At 65.0% G+C, this 19,736-nt stretch carries 14 protein-coding genes and 1 pseudogene; 6 read left to right on the top strand and 9 right to left on the bottom strand.

What is annotated here, in order from left to right:
* Window positions 1-64: 64 nt before the first annotated feature.
* The 3 genes from E2583_RS09145 to hemE form a co-directional block, all read right to left on the bottom strand.
* Window positions 65-1,186 carry an asparaginase gene (locus E2583_RS09145; RefSeq protein WP_291595076.1) on the bottom strand — a complete coding sequence of 374 codons (1,122 nt, stop codon included), beginning with the start codon at window positions 1,184-1,186 and terminating at the stop codon, window positions 65-67.
* 195 nt (window positions 1,187-1,381) lie between these two features.
* A complete protein-coding gene (gene priA, locus E2583_RS09150; protein WP_291595078.1) occupies window positions 1,382-3,559 on the bottom strand; it encodes a primosomal protein N' in 2,178 nt (725 codons plus the stop codon).
* A 658-nt stretch (window positions 3,560-4,217) separates the two neighbouring features.
* A complete protein-coding gene (gene hemE, locus E2583_RS09155; RefSeq protein WP_291595080.1) occupies window positions 4,218-5,333 on the bottom strand; it encodes a uroporphyrinogen decarboxylase in 1,116 nt (371 codons plus the stop codon).
* 217 nt (window positions 5,334-5,550) lie between these two features.
* On the opposite strand from hemE, the gene E2583_RS09160 reads away from it, so the two are divergent.
* The gene (locus E2583_RS09160) at window positions 5,551-6,417 is read left to right on the top strand and encodes a GNAT family N-acyltransferase (RefSeq protein ID WP_291595082.1); all 867 of its coding nucleotides are present in this window, start codon (window positions 5,551-5,553) and stop codon (window positions 6,415-6,417) included.
* Between the two features lie 63 nt (window positions 6,418-6,480).
* On the opposite strand, the gene E2583_RS09165 is transcribed toward E2583_RS09160, so the two are convergent.
* Window positions 6,481-6,996 carry a hypothetical protein gene (locus E2583_RS09165; protein ID WP_291595084.1) on the bottom strand — a complete coding sequence of 172 codons (516 nt, stop codon included), beginning with the start codon at window positions 6,994-6,996 and terminating at the stop codon, window positions 6,481-6,483.
* A gap of 334 nt (window positions 6,997-7,330) precedes the next feature.
* Here E2583_RS09165 and E2583_RS09170 point away from each other — a divergent pair, with 334 nt between their 5' ends.
* A complete protein-coding gene (locus tag E2583_RS09170) occupies window positions 7,331-7,717 on the top strand; it encodes a VOC family protein (protein ID WP_291595086.1) in 387 nt (128 codons plus the stop codon).
* A gap of 31 nt (window positions 7,718-7,748) precedes the next feature.
* Here E2583_RS09170 and E2583_RS09175 read toward each other — a convergent pair whose 3' ends face one another.
* Window positions 7,749-9,968, bottom strand: coding sequence for a thioredoxin family protein (locus E2583_RS09175; RefSeq protein WP_291595088.1), 2,220 nt, complete (start codon window positions 9,966-9,968; stop codon window positions 7,749-7,751).
* Window positions 9,969-10,236: 268 nt separating this feature from the next.
* Here E2583_RS09175 and E2583_RS09180 point away from each other — a divergent pair.
* Window positions 10,237-11,210, top strand: a pseudogene (locus E2583_RS09180) (Bug family tripartite tricarboxylate transporter substrate binding protein).
* On the opposite strand, the gene E2583_RS09185 reads toward E2583_RS09180, so the two are convergent.
* Window positions 11,197-12,837 carry an MATE family efflux transporter gene (locus tag E2583_RS09185; protein ID WP_291595089.1) on the bottom strand — a complete coding sequence of 547 codons (1,641 nt, stop codon included), beginning with the start codon at window positions 12,835-12,837 and terminating at the stop codon, window positions 11,197-11,199. The pseudogene E2583_RS09180 and the gene E2583_RS09185 sit on opposite strands and share 14 nt — an antisense overlap.
* 96 nt (window positions 12,838-12,933) lie before the next feature.
* Between E2583_RS09185 and E2583_RS09190 the strand changes: the two genes are divergently transcribed.
* A complete protein-coding gene (locus E2583_RS09190) occupies window positions 12,934-13,809 on the top strand; it encodes a creatininase family protein (protein WP_291595091.1) in 876 nt (291 codons plus the stop codon).
* Window positions 13,810-14,279: 470 nt separating this feature from the next.
* Here E2583_RS09190 and E2583_RS09195 read toward each other — a convergent pair whose 3' ends face one another.
* From E2583_RS09195 to E2583_RS09205, 3 genes are all read right to left on the bottom strand, one after another.
* Window positions 14,280-15,266: a tripartite tricarboxylate transporter substrate binding protein gene (locus E2583_RS09195; RefSeq protein ID WP_291595093.1), complete on the bottom strand. Its 987-nt coding sequence runs from the start codon at window positions 15,264-15,266 to the stop codon at window positions 14,280-14,282.
* 101 nt (window positions 15,267-15,367) lie between these two features.
* Window positions 15,368-15,703: a hypothetical protein gene (locus E2583_RS09200; RefSeq protein ID WP_291595095.1), complete on the bottom strand. Its 336-nt coding sequence runs from the start codon at window positions 15,701-15,703 to the stop codon at window positions 15,368-15,370.
* Between the two features lie 170 nt (window positions 15,704-15,873).
* Complete coding sequence (locus E2583_RS09205; protein WP_291595097.1) at window positions 15,874-16,551, bottom strand: histidine phosphatase family protein; 678 nt, start codon at window positions 16,549-16,551, stop codon at window positions 15,874-15,876.
* Window positions 16,552-16,835: 284 nt separating this feature from the next.
* On the opposite strand from E2583_RS09205, the gene E2583_RS09210 reads away from it, so the two are divergent.
* Window positions 16,836-17,864: an extracellular solute-binding protein gene (locus E2583_RS09210; protein ID WP_291595099.1), complete on the top strand. Its 1,029-nt coding sequence runs from the start codon at window positions 16,836-16,838 to the stop codon at window positions 17,862-17,864.
* 204 nt (window positions 17,865-18,068) lie between these two features.
* Window positions 18,069-19,721 carry an iron ABC transporter permease gene (locus E2583_RS09215; RefSeq protein ID WP_291595101.1) on the top strand — a complete coding sequence of 551 codons (1,653 nt, stop codon included), beginning with the start codon at window positions 18,069-18,071 and terminating at the stop codon, window positions 19,719-19,721.
* The last annotated feature ends 15 nt before the right edge of the window (window positions 19,722-19,736 follow it).

The raw sequence follows: 19,736 nt of genomic DNA on the forward strand, positions 1-19,736 counted from the left end.
CCTAGGGGGCCGTCCCCCTTCCGAAGGGAGAGGGGGACGGCGCGAAGCGCCTCAGGGGGCGTGTTCAATACTCCCAGAACATCCGCTGCAAATCCTTGGTGTTGGCGCCCTTGGTCAGCGCCAGCATGGTCAGCAGGCGTGCTTTTTCGGGGCGCATGTCGTGGGCGACCACCCAGTCGTACTTGTCGTCGGGTTGCTCGGCGTTGCGCAGCACAAAGCCGTACGGCACGCGTGCAGAACGCACGATGAGCACGCCCTTGCCACGTGCATCCTGCAGCGGCTTGACCATGCGGTCTGCGACCGAGCCATTGCCGGTGCCGGCATGGATGATGGCCTTTGCGCCGGCATCCACCAGGGCGTTCACGGCCGTGGGCTGGACGCTGCCATAGGCATAGACGATGTCTACCTGAGGCAGCTTGTCGATGTTGTCGATATTGAACTCGGAGTTCATGGTGTGGCGCTTGACGGGGGCGCGGAACCAGTAGTTCTTGCCCTCGACCACCATGCCCAGCGGACCCCACTGGCTCTTGAAGGCAGCGGTCTGGATGTTGATGTCCTTGTTCACATCGCGGGCGGTGTTGATCTCGTCATTCATGGTGACGAAGACGCCCTTGCCCCTGGCGTCCTTGGAGCCCGCCACACTGACGGCGTTGACCAGGTTCAGCGCGCCATCGGCGGACAGGGCCGTGCCCGGTCGCATGCTGCCGACCACGGCAATGGGCTTGTCGGTGTGCACGGTCAGGCTCAGGAAGTAGGCGGTCTCGGCCAGCGTGTCCGTGCCGTGCGTGATGACGATGCCATCCACATCCGACTGCTTGGACAGTTGCGAGACGCGCTTGGCCAGGGTCAGCAGGTTGTCGTTGGTGAAGCTCTCGGAAGCGATCTGGAACACCTGCTCGCCGCGCACGTTGGCGATCTGGGTCAGCTCGGGCAGGCCGGCCAGGAGCTTGTCCACAGGGACCTTGGCGGCCGTGTAGGTGGCGCTGTTGACGGTCGAGGCACCTGCACCCGCTATCGTGCCGCCCGTGGCCAGCACCACCACATTGGGCTTGGCCGTCTGAGCCTGGGCCGCCTGGGCGGCCGCCGGCGACGCATCCTGCGCCAGGGCTGCGCCGGGGGCGGAGAAAATGCCCAGAACGGCGATGGTGGCGGCCAGCAAGGACTGGCGGAAGACTTGTTTTTGCATGAAGTAGTGCTCCGTGATTGAATGAAACGGCCTCTTGTGGAGCCGAGCCTCACACCATGCAATAGCCATGCCGTTTTGCCCATTCGCGCAAATCCCGATGGATTTGCCAGGCAGCTGCGGTTTATATAAATTGATAGCTGTCAGCGCTTATGGGTAAAGGGTTGAAGACTTAAAACCCTTATGCTTCTGACGGCTTTAGATGCTGAGCGGATCCACATCCACCAGCCAGCGCACCAGCGGCCTGTGTTCAGGCAGACCGCGCAGCCAGTGCAGGTACTGTTGCCAGGCATTCAGAAAGCGCAGCAACGCGCTGCGGTTGCCGGCTTCCAGCAGCATCTGCGCACGCTCCACATTGGCCACGCGCTGCACCGCCATGGGGATGGGCGGATAGATGAATACCTCGTCCAGGTAAGGCAGGCGGGCCTCTCTGGCGACCTGGGTGGCGGCACTCAGAAAGGCCTGGGCGGCCTCCTGGGTGCGCGCATCGGCCCGGACGATGGCCTGGAAGGCGTAGGGCGGCATGCCGGCGTCCAGGCGTTCCTTGAGCTGCTGTCTGGCAAACGCCGGGTAGTCATGCTTGCGCAGTGCGGCATAGACGGCATTTTGAGGGTCGTGGGTCTGGATCCACATCTCCGGGTGGCTGCCCTGCGCCTTTACATATTGCGCATCCCGCCCGGCGCGTCCGGCGGCCTGCATCAGCAGGCAGAACAGCCGTTCCGGAGCGCGGTAGTCGCTGGAGTAGAGCGCGCTGTCGGGTTGTACGGCGGCCACCAGCGTGATGCGCCGAAAGTCATGGCCCTTGGCCACCATCTGGGTACCGACCAGCACATCCACATCGCCGGCATGTACCTGGGCCAGTTGCTCCTCGAGGCTGCCCTTGGCCTTGGTGGTGTCGGCGTCGATGCGCGCCACGCGGGCGGGATTGCCGTCGGGGCGCTGCACATTGCGCAGCAGTCGCTCCAGCTCTTCCTGCAGCTGCTCCGTGCCCTTGCCCAGGGGCAGGATGTCGGGGTTGCCGCAGCTGGGGCAGGCAAACGGCACACGCTGGGTAAAGCCGCAGTGGTGGCAGCGCAGCGTGCGGTCGGCCTTGTGAAAGACCTGGTGGGCGCTGCAGTGGGGGCAGTCGCTTTTCCAGCTGCAGTCGGCGCAGAACAGCACGGGAGCAAAGCCGCGGCGGTTGAGCAGTATCAGGCTTTGCTCGCCGCGCTTGATGCGCCCGGTAATGGCCTCGATCAGCGGTGGCGAGAACACGGCGCGCCTGGGTTGCTGGCCCATGTCTACCAGTCTCACCCTGGGCTGACCGGCTGCTCCTGTGCCGTCCACCCCGATGCGGCTGGGCATGTGCAGGCGCAGGTATCGGCCGACTCCGGGGTCGGAGGCATGCCAGCTCTCCAGCGATGGCGTGGCGCTGCCCAGAATGACCTTGGCCCCGGCATCGCGGCCGCGCCAGATGGCCAGATCGCGTGCCGAGTAGCGCGCGCCCTCCTGCTGCTTGTAGCTGGCATCGTGCTCTTCATCGACCACGATCAGTGCCAGCTGCGGCACGCTGGCAAAAATGGCCATGCGCGTACCGAGCACGATGCGGGCGCGTCCCGTGTGCGCGGCCAGCCAGCTCTTGAGCCGCTGCGGGTTGGTCATGCCGCTGTGCATGCTGACCACGGCCTCCTTGCCATACCGGGGGGCGAAACGGGCGATGAAGCGCTCTTCCAGCTGTGGCGTGAGATTGATCTCTGGCACCATCACCAGGGCTTGCGCCTCGGGTCTGGCATCCAGCATGGCTTGCACGGCGCGCAGATAGACCTCGGTCTTGCCGCTGCCGGTACTGCCATAGAGCAGGAACGGGCCGGGGTTTTGCGCAATCTGCCCGAAAACCGAGGACTGCTCGGTGCTGAGTGCGACCAAGGGCGTCTCGCCGTCGATGCCGTGCGGGCGAGCCACCGTCTCGGTGCACGCCGGTGCTGCCTCAGCGGCCTGCGACTTCTTGCGCCTTCCGGTCGGTGTCTTGGGCGGAGCCAGCCGCCGTGCCAACTGCTCGGGCGACATCTCCCGCAGCTGGGGAGGCAGTGCGGCGACGGCGATCTCGCCCAGGCTGCGCTGGTAATAGTAAGCGGCAAAGGCCACCAGTCGTCGCCAGGCCGGGTTCATCGGCGCTATGCCTTGCAGCAGCCCTGCAATGCTTCGCAGTTCCACCCCGTCGGGAATGGCGGCGGGGGCGCTGGGCGTGTCCCAGACCACGCCCAGCAATTCCCTTTTTCCCAGAGGAACACGTACCAGCGTGCCAGGCTCCAGCGATGTGGCGCTGCCGTAGCTCAACAGGTCACCTACGGCGCTATGGGCAGGTGTCTGGACGGCAACGTAAACGATATGGGACATGGGGTGGAGTGAGGGAAGGCGCTGCCGGGTCAGCAGTTCCTCAGAGCTATAGCAGATTTTGAGGCCTGCCAAGGCTTTGCGCTCTGTGGATAACTTTGTGAGGAAAAATATGCGCCAATGCTGCAGGCCGGTCCGGTTCATATCCGGAAGTCTTCAGGAACCCTGGAGGTTGGGGTAATTAATATATGGAAAACAAATACTTATAGGAGATCTTGGCGCTTCGGGAGGATCGGCCGGCAGGGATGTGCCGGCGGAGTCTGCTTCGCCAGATCTGTGCATAAATCAGGTGATGAGGCACTGTCAACCGAGAAGCTCCCTAAACTTAACTGCGCGCAAACCATGGTGCAAAGTCCTTAACTTCTCAAAAAAATAGCAGTAATGCAAGCAGCCGCGAGACCTGATGCCTCCTCGGATCATCCACATGTGGATAACTTCCTTCAATCGAGGTCGGCGCCAGTGAAAAAATAAAAAAGCGCCAAACACGGTTGGCGCCATATTTTGGGGTTTTTGCCGCTTATTGCTTATGAATCAATGACTTGCTACGATTCTTGTGGGTCGCGAGCCAAGGATTGTCGTCGAATAACCACTTGATCTGCTTGGGCGATACGGCCTCTTGGTGCGGCAGCAATGCCCAGGAAGGCGATTGCTGCCGCTGGTATCAGCCCTGCGCGCGCTGCAGGCGCGAGTGCGTGTGCACTGCCTCGACCAAGGCGGCCACATGTTCGGGCGGGGTGAACTGGCTGATGCCATGCCCCAGATTGAAGATGTGGGTGGGGCCTGTGGTGCCGGTGTCGGTATGCGGCTTGCCGAAACTGTCCAGAACGGCACGGGCCTGGGCGGCGACCTGTTCTGGCGCGGCAAACAGCACATTGGGGTCGATATTGCCCTGCAGCGCCTTGCCGGGGCCGCCGACCTCGCCGCCCACGATGGCACGAGCCTTGCCCAGATTGGCCGTCCAGTCCAGACCCAGTACTTCGCAGTCGATGTCCTTCATGTCGGCCAGCCAGATGCCCCCGCCCTTGGTGAAGACGATGCGGGGCACATCGGTGCCGTCCACACCGGTGCGCTTGAGCCGTGACAGCACGCGCCTGGTATAGGCCAGGCTGAACTCCTGGAAGGCGCCGTCGGCCAGCACACCGCCCCAGCTGTCGAAAATCATCACGGCCTGGGCGCCGGCATCGATCTGGGCGTTCAGGTAGGCGGCCACGCTGTCGGCGTTGACCTCCAGGATGCGGTGCATCAGGTCGGGGCGCGAGTACATCAGCGACTTGACGGTACGGTAGTCGTCGCTGCCCTTGCCCTCGGTCATGTAGCAGGCCAGTGTCCAGGGGCTGCCCGAGAAGCCGATCAGGGGCACTCGGCCCCTGAGCTCCTTGCGGATATTGGTGACCGCGTCAAACACATAGCGCAGCTTGTCCATGTCGGGTACGGCCAGCTCGGCCACGGCGGCTTCGTCGCGCACCACCTTGGCGAAGCGCGGGCCTTCGCCTTCGGCGAACGACAGTCCCAGGCCCATGGCGTCGGGCACGGTCAGGATGTCGCTGAACAGGATGGCGGCGTCCAGAGGGAAGCGATCCAGCGGCTGCAGGGTCACCTCGGTGGCGTAGTCCACGTTGGTCGCCAGACCCATGAAGCTGCCGGCCTTGGCACGGGTGGCCTTGTATTCAGGCAGGTAGCGTCCCGCCTGGCGCATCAGCCACAGGGGCGTGTAGTCAGTAGCCTGGCGACGGCATGCGCGCAGGAAGGTGTCATTGGTCAGGGGGGCGAAACTCATGCGCTGATTGTCGCCCACTCCGGCTTTCCCATTCACCACAATCCCGAGCAGCAATTCAGCTCTCTGTGCAGGGATGGCGGCTGCCACGACATGTCATGCAACCGTCATCCAAGTGTCGCGCCGGATTCATCTGCGTTTTCCACAATGACGGCACGCAGACACACCGCGTGGCACAGGCAGGCCGCCAACTGCGTCCAACACCGAGAGGAAAGCAGACATGAGGCATCCCGAGATTCTTGATGCGCTGAAGGGCCAGAGCATCGCGACGACACCGTCATCGGCTCCCTCGCTTTCCCATCGCCCCGCCAGTCCCGCACACGCTGCAGCGCCCGCCTTGCGCCTGCAGGTGCGCTGGGCCCGTCATCTGGACGAGGTCAGACAGGCTCAGCGCCTGCGCTACCAGATCTTTGCCGAGGAAATGGGGGCCGTGCTGCAGACGCCCGTGGCGGGTCACGACATCGACGCCTTTGACGACTTCTGCGAGCATCTGATGGTCTGCGATGAAGAACAGAACAAGGTGATTGGCACCTATCGCTTGCTGACCCCTGCCCAGGCCCGGCGTGCCGGCGGGCTGTACAGCGATCAGGAGTTCGATCTCTCGCCCATCAATGCCTGGCGTTCGCGGATGGTCGAGCTGGGGCGCAGCTGCGTGCATGCAGAGCATCGCCAGGGCGGAGTGATCCTCGCGCTCTGGGGCGCACTGGCCGAATTCATGCAGCGCAACCAGCTGGAGGCCATGGTGGGCTGCGCCAGCATTCCCATGCAGTACCCTGGTCTGGCCCATGGCGAAGGCCCGGCACGCATCTGGCAGCAGCTGCGCCAGAGCCATCTGGCAGAGTCCGAGTTGCAGGTGCGCCCGCGGGTGGCCTTGCCCGAGGAGCTGGCATGCATCAGCAATGTCTCGGCGGATGCGCTGAAGGTCGAGCCGCCGGCGCTGATCCAGGGCTACCTGCGTGCCGGCGCCAAGGTGCTGGGAGCTCCGGCCTGGGACAGTGACTTCAATACTGCCGATCTGCCCATCATGATGCGCATGCAGGACCTGCCTTCTCGCTATCGCCGGCTGTTCGGACGCATGAAGGCCTGAGGCGGGAGCAGGCAGCAAAAAGCCTGCGGCCGGTGTCGCAGGCTTTTTGCATGGCCGCGCTGGCTACGCGGCGTGGCTGGGCTCATCTTCCAGGCCTTCGGCAAACAGGCCCAGCGCCGTGACCATCAGGCCCAGCATGAGGAAGGCGTAGGCCGCAATGGACAGCACCAGGCTCATGCTGTAGCCCCACTGGAGAACCGAGCAGGCCCATTCCCAGGATACATAGACAGCGGAACACTGGTTGCTGGCAGGCATGTGCACATACCAGGTGACGGCGATCCACATCAGGACCAGCATCACCACCGTGGTGCGCAGCTTGTGCGAAGGTGTCTGGTCCATGTTCTTGAGCAGGACCAGCGGGATGGCTCCGCCCCAGACGAACATCATCAGCCAGCTGAAGGCCGGCACCTGCGCCAGGACCTGTTGCAGCCAGTGCATCTTGGGCATGCTGTTGATGCTGGCCAGGACGTCCCAGGCAAAGGGCAGGGCCAGGCCGGCGATGGCCAGGCTGGCCAGCGCCAGTGCACGCCACAGGCAAAGGCGTTTGTGAGACGGCTGGTGGATAAGGTTGGCATGCATGGCTCACCTCCTGTGCAGTTCAGGCTGTCCGCAGCAGTCAACGGGGCAAGGCTGGCAAAGGCTGGAAACTGCGGTTGCGCCTGGCTTGTGGGCAGTTCCAGTCTAGAGCGTTTGTCCGCTTTGTGCCATAGGTGCTGGGCTCCTGCTTGGAGTCGCGTTCCAGCGCGAATCGAAGCCAGACCAGAACCCGCCGGTTTGACAGGGCAAGGCCGGTGTGTGCCGAGTCGTAAAGTTGATTGCGCCAGGTTCATGAAACCCGCCGACTCTGGCTTCTGCCGGCCCCCGGGACTAAGCTTGGTCTGCTCGACTCGGGGCACTGGGCAAAGGAGTTCTTATGCTGAGCCAATCTGCTGTGACGACGATGCTGCCGGTCATGGATCTGGCGCGGGCTCGCGCTTTCTACGAGGAATGCCTGGGTCTGCAGCCCGGTGAGTTGCGACCCGACGGGAAATTTGTCTATCGGGTGGGCGGCAGCGCCCTGGCCCTGTTTCCCAGACCAGGCGGCACCAAGGCCGAGCACACGGCCATCAGCTTCCAGGTGTCCGATATCGCCGCGAGCATTCGGGAACTGAAAAACCGGGGCGTGGTGTTTGAAGACTATGACTTTCCCGATTTCAAGACCGTCGACCATGTCTGCGTGCTGGGGGCCGAGAAAGCCGCCTGGTTCAAGGACACGGAAGGCAATTACCTCTGCCTGCATGAGGATCTGCAACAGGCATGAGGGGGCGCAGCGCCCGGCACACAGGGGCGGCCTAGATCTGTTGGAGCGCGTCCAGCACTTCGCTCTTGGAGAGCAGCTCGCTCATCACCACCGGCGGCTTGCCGGGCAGGTAAAGCACATAGACGGGGACGCCGCTGCGTCCCAGTGATTGCAGTGCCTGGGTGATGGCCGGATCCTGGCGCGTCCAGTCGGCGCGCAGCAGCTGCACCTTGTGCTGCTCGAAAGCTGCCAGCACCTCGGCATTGCTCAGCGTGGTGCGCTTGTTGACCTGGCAGGTCACGCACCAGGCGGCCGTGAAGTCCACAAACACCGGCTGGCCCGAGGTCTGGGCAGACTGAACCTTGTCTGCCGACCAGGGTTGCCAGCGTTCGCCGGCCTGTGCCCTGACCTGATCCACAGGCTCGGCCTTGATCAGCGGCAGTGCGTAGCAGGCCACGCCAATGGCCAGCAGCAAGGCGATGGCACCGAGGCTCATGCGGCTCTTGCCGCGCAGGCCCAGGGCCCAGATCAGCGCGGCCAGCACCAGCAGCAGGGCCAGCAGTGCCGCGGCGGCATCCATGCCGCCCTGGTGGCCCAATACCCAGACCAGCCAGACCACAGTGGCAAACATGGGGAAGGCCATGGCGTGGCGGAAGGTCTGCATCCAGGGGCCGGGGCGGGGCAGCCAGCCCACGACGGCGGGCACGAAGCTGGCCAGCAGGTAGGGCAGGGCCATGCCCGTGCCGAGCGCTGCAAACACCGTCAGCGCCTGCGCCGCAGGCATATCGATGGCAAAGCCCAGCGAGGCCCCCATGAAGGGGGCCGTGCACGGCGAGGCAATGGCCACGGCCAGCACGCCGGAGAGAAAGGAGTCCAGAATCGGGTTGCGCGCCTGGGCGCTGGCAATGCGGCTGGGCAGCAGACTGCCGAACTCGAACAGCCCGGCCAGATTCAGTCCCAGCACGGTGAACAGCGCCGCCAGCAGCGAGACCACCACGGGCGACTGCAGCTGGAAGCCCCAGCCCAGCTGCTGGCCGGCTGCGCGCAGGCCCAGCAGCAGTGCGCCGAGTGCCACAAAGGACAGCACCACGCCCGCCGTGTAGGCCAGTCCCCCCAGTTTCCGGGCATGGCGGCTCTGGCCATGACCTGAAAACCCCAGTACCTTGATGGCCAGCACGGGAAACACGCAGGGCATGAGGTTGAGGATCAGGCCGCCGATCAGGCCGCCCAGCAGGGCCGCCCAGAGGCTGCCTGCACTGGCCGTATTGCCCGCAGGTACGGTCTGTGAAGCGGTCTTGTTGGCTTCCAGCGCTGCGGCCAGGGCCGGAGAAACGCCTGCGAGCGCGGGAGCGCGCCAGCGGCCCTGCACGGCCAGCTCGCTGCGCCAGCCAGCGCTTTCACCCCGCTCCAGCGCAGCGGTGCGCTCGGCGGTCGGGAGGGCCAGCACCACGGCCAGCTGCGTCGCGGTGTCGCCGCGCATATCGGACAGCGGCATGTTCTCGCCCACCCAGACATCGCCGTCCCAGCGCTGTGTCCAGTCCTTGCCCGACGCCGCCGCATGCTTGAAGGTGTCGGAATTCTCGGGATAGAACTCCAGTGTCTTGCCCCTGAGGCCGGCGGGCAGTCCGGGGATACGCAGCGTCACGCGGTCGTCGGGCAGGCTGGCACCTTCGACCTTGCCTTCCACCACAATGGCCTGTCCGCCCTGGCTCAGCGCCCATGGCTGGCCGGCCTGGGCCAGCGCAAAGGCCTGGCTGTGGGGGGCTGTGCTGCCCTGCACGGGAATCTTCAGGCGGAAGTTGCCTGATTCGGGAATGCATTCCACGCGGCAGACCAGCCACTCGGCCGTCAGTGCCACCTCCACCATGCCCGACGCCGGGGCCTTGAAGTCGGGGCTGACCTTGACGGGCACGGGCAGCAGCACCGTGTCCTCATAGCCATAGTTGACCAGGGGCCCTACGCGCAGTGCATGAGGCAGCGGCCAGGCGATGGGGCCAGCCTCCAGGCCCGGGGGCAGCTGCCACTGCAGCACCGTGGGCAGGCCCGAATCGCCGGCATTTTTCCAGTAGGTATGCCATTCGGGCTGGTGGGTGATCTTCAACCCCAGCCAGAAGACCTGCCCGGCGGCGATGCCCTCGGGGGCCTGGGCCACCAGCTCGGCCTGCACGCGCGGCGTCTGCACGGTGGCGCCACCCGAAGCCGCATTCTTGAGCAGGATCTGCGCGCCGGCACCGGTGGAGAAGGCACAGGCCCAGACGGCGAGCGCTAGCATCAGCCAGAGTGATAGACGCTGCGAGAGGCTGTGGGGTCCGGCGGTCGGGGAATGGGCTTGAGAAGACATGGCGGACGGTGGGAGTCTGTGGCGGTGTTTTGGTTCCCTGCGCGGGGGCGGCCGATTGGCAAAACCAATGCTTGCATAGGCGCATGGTATTGGACAGCCGGCGCAGGCGGACTCCATCATGGCCCGGCCGACAAGGCTCAAACAGCCCGCTAGCCGGTCGCAGGAGTCCGTTACCGGGCAATCACAGGAGACAAGCATTATGGTGAATACTTCGCGCCGCCGCTTTCTTGCCACCTCGGCGGCCTGTGCGGCCACCGCGCTGCCCTGGCATGCGGACGCTGCGCCCGGCTATCCGGACAAGTCGGTTCGGGTCATCGTGCCGTTTCCGGCCGGAGGCACCACGGACGTGGTGGCGAGGCTGGCCCTGCAAAAGCTCGGCGAAATCACGGGCCAGTCCTTTGTGGTGGACAACAAGGGGGGGCCAACGGTGTCATTGGCACCGAGCTGGCGGCCCGCGCCGCCCCCGACGGCTATACCCTGCTGCTGAACACCGCCGGAGCGCAGACCCTCAGCCCCGTGCTCTACAGGACCGGCTACGAGGCGCTGGCCAGCTTCGAGCCCATCAGTCATCTGTGCGATGTGGGCTTTGTGGTGATTGCGCGCAAGGACCTGCCCGTCAACAGCATGCAGGAGCTGATCGCCATGGCGAAGCAGGGCCGGCCGCTGAGCGCCTCCTCGGGCAGCAGCATGATCTCGCTGATCACCGAGCAGTTCAAGAAGGTGGTCGAGGTGCCCGGCATCGTCAATGCCCAGTACAAGGGCACGGGCGCGCAGATGCAGGCCGTGGTGGCGGGCGAGGTGGACTTCTCGTTCGATTCCTTCACCTCGGTGGAAATGATTCGCGCCGGCAAGGTCAAGGCCCTGGCCGTGCTGCTGCCCCAGCGTGCCCCGGCCTTTGTGCAGGTACCCACGCTGCGCGAGCTGGGCGTCATGGGCATGGACTTCAGCTCCTGGTCGGGTCTTCTGGCACCCAGGGGCACACCGCAGGAGATCGTGGGCTATCTGGCCCAGCAGATGGACAGGATCATGCAGATGCCGGATGTCCTGGCCAGGCTCGCCGGCTACAACTACCTGCCGCGACGCAGCACGCCCCAGGAGTTCGGGCGGCTTATTGCCGCCGACCACGAGCGCTGGAAGCGCGTCGTCAAGGAAACGGGCATCACCCTGGGTTAGCGCCGCGCGGTGCCACCCCTGCATCCGTGGCCAGGGTGGCCACATTGCTGGGCGGCTGGCCCCCCACTTCGGCCGGGATGGCGATGCGCTCGCAGGGGTCGGCCCGGGCCATCAGCGCATCGCTGTCCATGGGGTGCCGGGTTTCCTGCTCCTCGGCAGCTGGCGTTTGCTCCCGAGTCCCTGCGGGCTGTGCCGGGGGCTGGGCGGCGACCGGCAGCATGCGCGCCTTGCGCCAGTTGCCCCAGCGGTAGTAGGCCAGCATCATCAGCATGGAGCAGACGGAGCTGATGGGAAAGCTCCACCAGATGGCATCCACGCCCATCACGGGTTGCAGCCAGCGTGCCACGGGAACGCGTATCCCCCACATCGCAATTGCCAGAATGAGCACCGGTGCCACCACGGCCCCCGTGGAGCGCACCACGCCGGCCAGGACAAAGGTCACCCCGAAAAAGAGGAAGGAGCCGATGGCGATGTGGTTGAGGTGGCGGGCCACCTCCAGCGAGGGGCTGCCGCCGGGCAGAAACCAGCCCAGGACATGGCGGTCCAGAAGCACGATGAGCGCGATCAGGCTGCCGGTCAGCAGAAGATTGCCCAGCATGCCCGCATAGGCCGTGGCCCCAACGCGCCTCCAGAGCCCTGCGCCCACGTTCTGCGCGGCCATGGATGAACAGGCGGCACCTATGGCCATGGCCGGCATCTGCACATAGGTCCACAGCTGCAGCGCGGCGCTATAGGCGGATGCCGTCTGCACGCCGTGCTCGTTGACCATGGAGATCATGGCGATCATGGCCAGAGAGATCATCACGATCTGCACGCCCATGGGCAGGCCCTTGACCACCAGAGTGCGCACAATCGTCAGATCGGGCCTGAACAGCCCCATCTGCCGGCGACCGATCCACAAGGGATGGCGGCGCAGACGCAACCAGCCCAGCAGGGCCGCAAAGCTCACGCCATTGGCCACCAGCGTGGCGACCGCCGAGCCCTGGATACCCATGCGTGGCACGGGGCCCCAGCCAAAGATCAGCAGCGGGTTGAGGGCCATGTCCAGCACCACGACGACGAGCAGAAACCAGAACGGCGTTCGGGTGTCTCCCGCGCCGCGCAGGGCCGCCGTCACAAAGCTGAACATGAACAGCAGCGGAATGGCCAGGAAGATGATCTTGAGATAGGCCTCGGCCAGCGGCAAAGCCGCCTCGGGCGTGCTCATCCATTGCATGAGATGGCGCGACAGCGGCCAGCCGAGCACGGCGATCAGCAGCGAAACGACGCCAAAAAACGTCGCGCTGGTGCCAAGTACGCGTTTGGCCTGCGCGATGTTTTTCGCGCCCATGCTCTGGGCGATCAGGATATTGGTCGCCATGCTGATGCCGAACACCGCGCCGATCAGGGCGAACATCACATTGTTGGCATTGGCGGTGGCGGTCAGCGCCGCCTCGCCCAGGTGACCACCGACCCAGATGGCATTCACCGAGCCGTTGAGCGACTGCAGCACATTTCCGGCGAGGATCGGCAGCGCAAAGACCAGCAAGGTGCTGGCAATCGGGCCCTGGGTCAGGTCGCGGGTCTGGGGCTTGGAGTTGGCGGTGCGCGCACTCTGGCGCGGCCCGCTGGCGGAGGCTTCAGGCATCGGCCCATTGTGGGGCATGTCGGCTGGTTGCGGTTGACGGGCGGTGGCCCCGGAATCCTGGGCATATGGTGGTTTCGGGGCGCTGGCGCAGCTACGATGATGGCCATGAGCAATACCCAGACCACTCCCGCAAGCGCGCTTCCCCGCTGGCCGTCACGCTTCTGGGCCCAGGCCTCGGCCCATGACTTTGCCCAGGCCCAGAACAATGGCCTGGCCGCAGACACCGTGGCCGTGCTGCCCGTGGCGGCGGTGGAGCAGCATGGGCCGCATCTGCCGCTGTCGGTGGATGCCTGCCTGATAGAGGGCGTCATCGATGCCGCTCTGGCCCAACTGCCAGCCGAGCTGCCGGTGCTGTTTCTGCCGCCGCAGAACATCGGCTTTTCGGTCGAGCATACGAACTATGCGGGCACCTTGAGCCTGCAGCCGGCCACGCTGATTGCACTGTGGACGGAGCTGGGCGCCTGCGTGGCGCGCGCCGGCATCAGGAAGCTGCTGCTGCTCAACGGTCATGGCGGCCAGGTCAGCGTGATGGACATCGTTGCGCGCGAGCTGCGCATCCGGCATGGCCTGCTGGTCTACAGCGCCAGCTGGTTCGGGCTGGTGGACGATGCGGCCAACCAGCAGTTCTGCGCGCATGAGCATCGCTTCGGCATTCACGGCGGCGAAGTGGAGACCTCGATGCTGCTGCACCTGGCGCCCGAGACCGTGCATATGGAGCGTGCGCAGAACTTTGCCTCCAGCTCGGAGCTGCGGGCCGGCAAATACCACTTCATCGGCAATGGCCGCAGCGCCAAGCTGGGCTGGGCCATCGAGGACTACAACCCGGCCGGAGCCGTGGGCAACTCCGCCGCCGCGACGGCCGAGCGTGGCGCGGCCATGGTGCGTTCATCGGCGCAGGGCCTGGTGAGGTTGCTGGGCGAAATTCATGACCTTCCCCTGAGTACGGTGGGAAATCAGCCACAGCCGCTTTGAATTCAGGAGCTTATTTCGCAATATCAGTATGCATTTACGATTCATTTTGTATTGAAAATAAATGCTGTAAAGCGATATAAGCTACTTTAAAGATAGCAAAAAACAGAAAGGCCCTGAAAGGCCACTGCAAAAATCTGTTTCATCGCGAGCCTCGCTCAACGCAAGCCGCCAAAAACTGGCGTGCTCCATGCGCGTGACAGCGAGCAAGACCTGGGCGGCCCTCGCCGCCGCGCAGCGAGGCTGTCGTCCCCTTCCGGTGCGAAGCAACAGAGAGGGGGAAGGCGCGCCAGCGCCATAGATCTGCTCGCAGACACCGTAGGGCAGCGGCCGCAGCCTCTGTCAACGCCCTGAAAAACTGGCGCGGTCCGCAAAGAGACAGCGAGCAAGCGCCGCCGCGCAGCGAGGCTGTCGTCCCCTTCCGGTGCGAAGCACCAGAGAGGGGGAAGGCGCGCCAGCGCCACAGGGGGAGCTTACTGTTTAGCAATCTTGGCCGTGGTGATGACATCGCCCCAGCGCTTGATTTCCGACTGCAGCAGCTTGGCGGTCTGCTCGGGCGTGCTGGCCTGGGCCTGCACATTCAGTTCGCGCAGCTTTTTGGCGACCTCGGGGTTGTTGACGGCGGCGTTGATTTCCTTGTTCAGGCGCGCGATCACGGGGGCGGGCGTCTTGGAGGGGGCTGCCAGCGCATTCCAGGACGAGGCCACAAAGCCCTTGACGCCGGATTCCTGGGCCGTGGGCACATTGGGCAGCAGCGGCGAGCGCTTCTCGCCCGTCACCGCGAGCAGGTTCACGGCCTTGGAATTGATCTGGCCCATGATGGGCGTGAGAATTTCCACGGCTGCATCGATCTGCCTGCCGCGCAGCGCGGTCACCACGGCGGGCGTGCCGTTGAAGGGCACGATCTGCGCATCGATGCCGGCCGTGGTCTTGAACAGCTCGGCCGCCAGGTGCTGGGTGCTGCCCACGTTGATGCTGCCCAGATTCAGCTTGCCGGGATGGGCCTTGGCATAGCTCACGAGCTCGCCCAAATTCTTGAAGGGCGATTTGGCATCGGTGATGACGCCGATGTCAAAGTAGCCCAGCGTGGAGATGGGCGTCAGGTCCTTGACCATGTCGAAGGGCAGATCGTTGAACAGATTCACCGTGACGGCGCTGCCGTTGGACATGAGAAACAGCGTATGGCCGTCGGGCACCGCCTTGGCCACGGTGTCGGCCGCCACGATACCGCCCGCGCTGGGCTTGTTGTCGATGACCACGGGCTGGCCGAGCTGGGTGGACAACTGTTGGGCTACGACACGGGCCGTCACATCGGCCACGCCGCCGGCGCCAAAGGGAACGACGATGCGGATGGGGCGGTTGGACAGGCCTTCGGCCTGGGCGGTGGCGGCAAATCCGCTCAGCAGGACAGCCCCCGCTGCGGCGCTGATCAGGGATTGGGTAAAACTGCGGCGTTTCATGCTTGTCCTTCTGTCTGAAACTTTTATCCCGAGAGTGTGCCGCCGAAAGATGCCCGGAGGCAGCCGCAAAGCGTTCTGTCTGCTATGCCGCACAGGTATGGCTAGTTACCGCTTGCTTGCAGGGTATCCAGTCCCCAGTGATGCATGGCCTCGCGCACGATCAGCAGGGCGGCTGCTTGCTCGGGGGTCTGCGGCAGCTGCGGATCGGCATGGCCCGGCTTCTGGGCCTGGCGCGCCAGCAGCTCGAACAGGTTCTCGATGGCATCGCGTGAGGCCTGTGTGGCTTGCGGGTCGGCCGTGGCACCATGGATCAGTTGCCGCAGCAGCGGGTCTGTCGTTTGCAGCAGGCTGGCGCCTGCAGGCAGCCAGCGCCCGGCCGGCATGACGGCATCCTCCACATCGGCAATCGCGTTTTCCAGCATCAGCGCATTGGGCATGCGCTGGGCAAAGGCCTTGGCCAGGGTGGCGGTGCCGATGGGCAGCCGGTGAGCCGGTGCTGCTGTGCGCCTATTTCAAGTGTCAGCGCCGTATCGCCAAGACTGAGAAAGATGGAGTCCATTGCGGCTTTGTAGCACTTTGCGTTGGCTGGCTCCTGGCATGAGGGGGATCAGGCGCTGGTGATCCAGCTTCTGTATTCGGCGCTATCGAGATGGTTGAGCGTGTTGAAGCTTTGCAGCATCAGGCGCTTGGGACTGATGCTGAACTCGGTCACGGCAATGTTGCGCAGCCGCATATTGAGGGCGATGGTCACTTCGGGCGCGGTGCCAAGCACCTGGCCCACGGCGGCGGAGATGGGGCCGCCGCTGCTGACCAGCAGCACGTTCTGGCCGCTGTGTCGATGGCGTATTTCCTCGAGCACCTGGTGCACGCCGTCCGAAAAACCGTTCCAGTCGGGCATGCCCTCAGGGCTGATGGTGCCTCCCATCCATTGACCCAGCGCGTCGCACAGCAGGCGGAAATGATGGCGGTACAGTTCCGGCGTATCGGGCCTGGGCAGAGGGCCCGGATGGATGGCGCGCAGCAGGGCTTCGCTGTCGTACTCGTTGAGCCCCGGCCGGCTTTGTGCATCGAGGCGGTATGCGTTGCCCAGGCCCTGGACAATGCCGGCCAGCGTCTGCTGGTGCCGTTTGAGCGTGCCGGCATAGACCGCGTCGAACGTCAGGCCTCGCTCACGCCAGTATTCACCCAGGCGCACGGCCTGTTCCTGGCCGCGCGGGCTGAGCTGGTCGTAATCTTCCGCGCCAAACGAGGCCTGGCCATGGCGCACAAGGTAGAGGGTTCCCATGGCGCGGATGTTGGGCCTTGCCCGCTTGTGGCGCTGTCATGCCTGCGACCTGCTGGCGCTTCGGTGACAGCGCCGGGGCGCCTATTTCCGCCACCGCGGTCCGGATTGAAGCCCGGCCAGGGCAAGCCTCTCGGTTAAGATAGTTGAGAGCTATTCTCAAAAACATCAGAAAACGCTCCGCTTTCCAGACGGGTTGACGGCTCTCCTGCACATGGCTGGCAGGAGGCTTTTCGGTTGAGAGGCGGGGCGTGTTTCTGAAGCCTGTTCACCCCCTGGAGCCCCTCATGTTTCGACGACCCCTGTTTGCACTGGCCGCCGTTGCCAGCCTGTGCGCCCCTGCGCTGTCCGCCCACGCCGAGGACATCACGCTCTACACCACCCGTGAACCGGCACTGATCCAGCCCTTGCTGGCGGCCTTCACGGCCCAGACCCAAATCGGTGTGAAGACGGTCTTCGTCAAGGACGGTCTGCTGGAGCGCGTCAAGGCCGAGGGTCAGCGCTCGCCTGCCGACGTGCTGATGACGGTGGACATCGGCAATCTGCTGGATCTGGTGGACGGTGGCGTGACCCAGCCCGTCAAGTCCGGCGTGCTGGAGGCGGCCATTCCGGCCCCGCTGCGCGCCGCAGACAACCAGTGGTTTGCGCTGTCCATGCGGGCCCGCGTGCTGTATGCGGAAAAGGACATGAAGATCGGTGCCTTCCGCTATGAAGACCTGGCAAAGCCCCAGTTCAAGGGCAAGGTCTGCAGCCGTGCCGGCCAGCACCCCTACAACACGGCGCTGATTGCCGCCATGATTGCCCATGACGGCGAAGCCAAGACCGAGCAGTGGCTCAAGGGCGTCAAGGCCAATCTGGCACGCAAGGCCACGGGCGGCGACCGTGACGTGGCGCGTGACATCCTGGGGGGGATTTGCGATGTGGGCCTGGCCAACACCTATTACGTGGGCCATATGAAGGCGGCCAAGGAAGGCACGGACGCACGCAAGTGGGGCGATGCCATCAAGGTCGTCAAGCCCGGCTTCAACGATCCCAAGAGCGGCACGCATATCAATATCAGCGGTGCCTCGGTGGCCAAGCATGCGCCCCACCGGGAGCAGGCCGTGAAGCTGCTGGAGTTCCTGGTCTCCGAGCCGGCTCAGAATATGTACGCCCAGGCCAATTACGAGCACCCGGTGCGCAAGGGCGTGGCGCTGGACCCCGTGGTGGCCCAGAGCATTGGCGAGATCAGGATCGATCCGCTGCCGCTGACCGAGATCGCCAAGCACCGCAAGGCGGCCAGCGTGCTGGTCGACAAGGTGGGATTCGACAAGTAAACATCCCTGAGCGGCCCCGCCGCTTCCCCTCGCTTTTCGCGCTGCGCGCTAGGGGAGGGGACGACAGCATCGCAGCGGGGCGCCCCTTGCTTGCTGTCCCTTGCCTAGGTGCATGCTTGTTCTAGCATTGCGCTCCTGTTTGAGCCGCTTTGCCGGGGCAAGTCTGTTTCTGGGCGTTGGTCTTGCCGTGATCGTTTTGTCTTGATGTTGTCTTTTCTTCGTTCAGGGCTGCGGCCCGTCGGGCCGGTATGGCAGGGTGCAAGCTGGTCGATTGCGCTGGGGGTGTTTGCGCCCATTGCCTCGCTGGCCTGGCTGGCGCTGGGGGCAGACTGGGCGCACTGGCAGGATCTGCTGCGTTATGTGCTGCCCGATGCCGCCGCCAATACGGTCTGGTTGCTGGGTGGGGTCGGCCTGGTGGTGCTGCTGGTGGGCACGGGCTGTGCGTGGCTGGTGACGGCCTGTGATTTCCCGGGACGGCGCTGGCTGCACTGGGCGCTGCTGCTGCCGCTGGCCATGCCGGCCTATATCGTGGCCTTTGCCTATCTGGATCTGCTGCACCCCATAGGCCCGGTGCAGGGGGCGCTGCGCTGGCTGCTGGGCTACGACAGCCCGCGTCAGTGGCGCCTGCCCGATCTGCGCTCCATGGGCGGTGCGATCTTCGTGCTGGGCTTCACGCTCTACCCCTATGTGTATATGACGGCCCGGGCCATGTTCATGACCCAGCCGGCGCATCTGATGGAAGCGGCCCGTTCTCTGGGGGAAACCCGCTGGGGCGCTTTCTGGCGCGTGGCCCTGCCCATGGCGCGGCCGGCGCTGGCCGTGGGCCTGAGCCTGTCGCTGCTGGAGACGCTCAACGATATCGGTGCGTCCGAGTTTCTGGGGGTGCACACGCTCACGGTGTCGATCTACACCACCTGGGTCACGCGCTCCGATCTGGCCGGTGCCGCGCAGATTGCCTGCTCCATGCTGCTGGCCGTGGTGGCCCTGGTCTGGCTGGAGCGACAGGGTCGCAGTCGCCAGCGTTTTGGTTCGGCCCAGCGTATGCGTGCCATCGCGCCGCATCGCCTGCCCGCAGGCACGGCCTGGCTGGCCACGCTGGCCTGCAGCCTGCCGGTGCTGATCGGCTTCGCCGCACCTGCAGCCTATCTGGCCTGGGAAAGCGGCAAGCGTCTGGTGCACGGCTCGGGCGTGTCCGACGGGCTGATATCCAGCCTGCTCAACACACTGGGGCTGGCGCTGGGCGTGACCGTGATCGCGGTGGCTGCGGGTCTTGTCGTGGCCTGGGCCACGCGCACCGGCATCAGCACGCGGGCGCCGTCACGCTGGCCGGCGCAGCTGGCGGCGCTGGGCTACGCCGTGCCGGGCACGGTGCTGGCCATCGGCCTGTTGACGCCGGCACTGGCCTTTGACGCCGGTCTGGCCCAGCTGTTTGGAATGGACGGTCTGCCGCTGATGGGGCAGGGCATTGTGCTGGTGGCTGCCTGCGTGATTCGCTTTCTGGTCATGCCCGTGGGCGGTATCGAGGCCGGACTGGCGCGTATTCCGCCGACGCTGGAGCAGGCCTCGCGCCTGCTGGGCGAAAGCCGCCTGGGCACGCTGCGCCGCATACACCTGCCGCTGCTACGGCCTGCCATGGCCACCAGTGCCATGCTGGTGTTTGTCGACGCCATGAAGGAGCTGCCCGCCACCTTGCTGCTGCGCCCGGCCGATTTCGATACCCTGGCCACCTGGCTCTATGCCGAAGCCGCGCGCGGCACCTATGAGGAGGGCGCGATCGCCGCATTGTGCATTGTGGTCGCGGGGCTGATTCCCGTGCTGCTGCTGGCACGCACGCAGCACTCGGGTGGACAGCGATGAACAGGCGTGAAAATC

Origin of the sequence: Comamonas sp. (assembly GCF_009360615.1) — a bacterium.
Classification (GTDB): Bacteria; Pseudomonadota; Gammaproteobacteria; order Burkholderiales; family Burkholderiaceae_C; genus Comamonas.